Origin of the sequence: Amycolatopsis keratiniphila subsp. keratiniphila (assembly GCF_001620365.2) — a bacterium.
Classification (GTDB): domain Bacteria; phylum Actinomycetota; class Actinomycetes; order Mycobacteriales; family Pseudonocardiaceae; genus Amycolatopsis; species Amycolatopsis keratiniphila.
Map to the genome: position 1 here is coordinate 1 of NZ_LQMT02000023.1, position 3,023 is coordinate 3,023.

General features: G+C 65.0%; 6 protein-coding genes and 1 pseudogene. All 7 read right to left on the reverse strand.

Features of this window, described 5'->3' with window-relative positions:
• A pseudogene (locus AVR91_RS24275) lies at positions 1-433 on the reverse strand (DNA-directed RNA polymerase subunit alpha); the annotation flags it as partial.
• A 127-nt stretch (positions 434-560) separates the two neighbouring features.
• Positions 561-1,166 carry a 30S ribosomal protein S4 gene (rpsD, locus tag AVR91_RS24280; protein WP_007031054.1) on the reverse strand — a complete coding sequence of 202 codons (606 nt, stop codon included), beginning with the start codon at positions 1,164-1,166 and terminating at the stop codon, positions 561-563.
• A 23-nt stretch (positions 1,167-1,189) separates the two neighbouring features.
• Positions 1,190-1,597: a 30S ribosomal protein S11 gene (gene rpsK / locus AVR91_RS24285; RefSeq protein WP_004558885.1), complete on the reverse strand. Its 408-nt coding sequence runs from the start codon at positions 1,595-1,597 to the stop codon at positions 1,190-1,192.
• Positions 1,598-1,615: 18 nt separating this feature from the next.
• Entirely contained in the window at positions 1,616-1,801 is a 186-nt protein-coding gene (locus AVR91_RS24290) for a hypothetical protein (RefSeq protein ID WP_005166807.1), read from the reverse strand.
• A complete protein-coding gene (rpsM, locus tag AVR91_RS24295; RefSeq protein ID WP_005166805.1) occupies positions 1,798-2,178 on the reverse strand; it encodes a 30S ribosomal protein S13 in 381 nt (126 codons plus the stop codon). The genes AVR91_RS24290 and rpsM overlap by 4 nt, the downstream gene beginning before the upstream one ends.
• Before the next feature lie 205 nt (positions 2,179-2,383).
• Positions 2,384-2,497, reverse strand: coding sequence for a 50S ribosomal protein L36 (gene rpmJ / locus AVR91_RS24300; protein WP_004558882.1), 114 nt, complete (start codon positions 2,495-2,497; stop codon positions 2,384-2,386).
• 36 nt (positions 2,498-2,533) lie between these two features.
• On the reverse strand, positions 2,534-2,755 hold the full coding sequence (gene infA, locus AVR91_RS24305; RefSeq protein ID WP_005166804.1) for a translation initiation factor IF-1: 222 nt from the start codon (positions 2,753-2,755) through the stop codon (positions 2,534-2,536).
• Between the last annotated feature and the right edge of the window lie 268 nt (positions 2,756-3,023).

The following is a 3,023-nucleotide window of genomic DNA, read 5'->3' on the forward strand; positions in this document are numbered from 1 at the left end:
CGCGGCCGCGCTCGACGACGAGCTCGATCTCGAGCTTGCCCTTGCCGTTCAGCGACGCGATGTGCAGATCCGGGTTGTGCACGGTGACACCGGCCGGGGGCACGATGTCGGCGGCGGTGACCTCACCGGGGCCCTGCTTGCGCAGGTACATGGTGACCGGCTCGTCCTCTTCCGAGGAGACCACGAGCTCCTTGAGGTTCAGGATGATGTCGGTGACGTCTTCCTTCACCCCGGGAACGGTGGTGAACTCGTGCAGCACGCCGTCGATGCGGATGCTCGTCACGGCCGCGCCCGGAATGGACGACAGCAGCGTGCGCCGCAGCGAGTTGCCGAGCGTGTAGCCGAAGCCGGGCTCCAGCGGTTCGATGGTGAACCGGGAGCGGGTCTCGTTGACCGTCTCTTCGCCGAGAGCCGGTCGCTGGGAAATCAGCATCTTTCCTAATTCCTTTCCAAACGGCGCCCGCCATATGACACCGAAAGGGATGGCGAAGCGGCGGCGCACTCCGGGCGCCGCCGCCCGTGCCCACATCGGGCCGGGGAGACCCCGGCCCGATGATGGATCACTTCGAGTAGAGCTCGACGATCAGCTGTTCCTGGACCGGAACATCGATCTGAGCGCGCTCCGGGAGCTGGTGGACCAGCACACGGAGGTTGGACGGAACGACCTGGAGCCACGCGGGAACGGGACGCTCGCCGAACGACTCCTTGGCCGCGACGAAGGGCAGCATCGCGAACGACTTCGGCCGCACGTCGATGATGTCCCACTTCGTGACCTGGTAGGACGGGACGTTGACCTTGACGCCGTTGACCAGGAAGTGGCCGTGGCTCACCAGCTGACGCGCCTGACGGCGGGTGCGGGCGATGCCGGCGCGGTAGATCACGTTGTCCAGCCGGGACTCGAGGATCTGCAGCAGGTTCTCACCGGTCTTGCCAGGACGCCGGACGGCTTCCTTGTAGTACCGGACGAACTGACGCTCGAGAACGCCGTAGGTGTAGCGAGCCTTCTGCTTCTCCTGCGACTGCAGGAGGTACTCGGACTCCTTGATGCGCCCGCGGCCGTGCTGGCCCGGCGGGTAGGGGCGACGCTCGAAAGCCTGGTCGCCGCCGATGAGGTCAACCTTGAGGCGACGCGAAATACGCGTCGCGGGGCCGGTGTAACGAGCCATTTCTTCTTACTCCTCCCCGTTCCTCAGACCCGGCGCCGCTTGGGCGGGCGGCAGCCGTTGTGAGGCTGCGGGGTCACGTCCTGGATGGTGCCGACCTCGAGGCCGGCCGCCTGCAGCGAGCGGATCGCCGTCTCGCGGCCCGAACCCGGGCCCTTCACGAAGACGTCGACCTTCTTCATGCCGTGCTCGGCAGCCTTGCGGGCGGCGTTCTCGGCGGCCATCTGCGCGGCGAACGGGGTGGACTTACGCGAGCCCTTGAAGCCCACGTGACCACTCGACGCCCACGCGATCACGGCACCGGTCGGGTCCGTGATCGAGACGATGGTGTTGTTGAAGGTGCTCTTGATGTGCGCGTGACCGTGCGCGACATTCTTCTTTTCCTTACGGCGGACCTTCTTGGCCCCCGCCGCAGTACGAGACTTCGGTGGCATGTTCTGAGGGTTCTCCTGTTAGCGCGCGTTCTCTTGGTGAGCGGCGACCGCTTCGGCCTGGCCGCGCCGGATGATCGAACCGGCGTCGGTGTACAGGTTGCGGAGCGCCATCGGGCGGGCGTAGAGCGCCTTGGGCGAGACACAAGCCGAGCCGCGGCGGTGGACGCCGCCCATACGCACGACCTTCTTGCCCTGGACGCTCACTTCTTGCCAGCCTTCTTCTTGCCGGCGACCGTCTTCTTCGGACCCTTACGGGTGCGGGCGTTCGTCTTGGTGCGCTGACCACGGACGGGAAGCCCGCGACGCCAGCGAAGGCCCTCGTAGCACCCGATCTCGATCTTCCGACGGATGTCGGCGTTCACCTCACGGCGAAGGTCACCCTCGACCTTGAAGTTCTCCTCGATGTAGACCCGCAGCTTGGCGAGGTCGTCATCGCTCAGATCCTTGACGCGAGTGTCCGCGTTGAGCTCGGCAGCCGCGATGAGCTGCTTCGAGCGGGTACGGCCGATGCCGTAGATGTAGGTCAGCGCGATCTCCAACCGCTTTTCGCGGGGGAGGTCTACGCCAGCGAGTCGTGCCATTGGCGTTGATGCTCCTTCATAGAATTCATCTCCAGGTCTGCTCCCCGTCCGGTCCCGGGACCGACTCGCCTGTCGTGCCCTCGGCTTGCGCTTCGGGTGTCCCGGCCCCGGCCTGAAGTCCGGGGGTGAACCGGGCCGTTCGCACGGCCCGGCAGGTGCGGGGAGATTGTGTAGCCGTCAATCCACTCTGTACGAGTGCGAGTGATCAGCCCTGCCGCTGCTTGTGCCGCAGGTTCTCGCAGATCACCATGATCCGGCCGTGACGGCGGATCACCTTGCACTTGTCGCAGATCTTCTTGACGCTCGGCTGGACCTTCACGTCTCCTGCTCTCCTGCTTGTGCTAACTCGTCGTGATCACTTGTAGCGGTAGACGATGCGACCACGTGACAAGTCGTAGGGCGAGAGCTCCACGACAACCCTGTCCTCGGGCAGGATGCGGATGTAGTGCTGCCGCATCTTGCCGCTGATGTGTGCAAGGACCTTGTGGCCGTTCTCCAACTCGACGCGGAACATCGCGTTGGGGAGCGGCTCGACTACGCGGCCTTCGACCTCGATGGCCCCGTCTTTCTTGCCCATGTCCTCCGCATTTCCTGTCGCTACACTGTGTGATCAGTCAAAGCTTGAGTGCTTGGCTGGGTGGTGCATCGGCACACTCCTGCCCGGCTCCAATGTCCGTTCGCGAGAATTCACGAGCGCGCAGGATCCGGGCGCGATGAGTACACCGACTTGACAGTGTACGCAACCCGTGTCGTGAGACCCAAACGGGGGGTGACTGTGTTAGGTGCCCCCTGAGCCCGCCCGATGCGACCTCTCCATCATACGCCCGCGCCGACCTGCGTTTAGC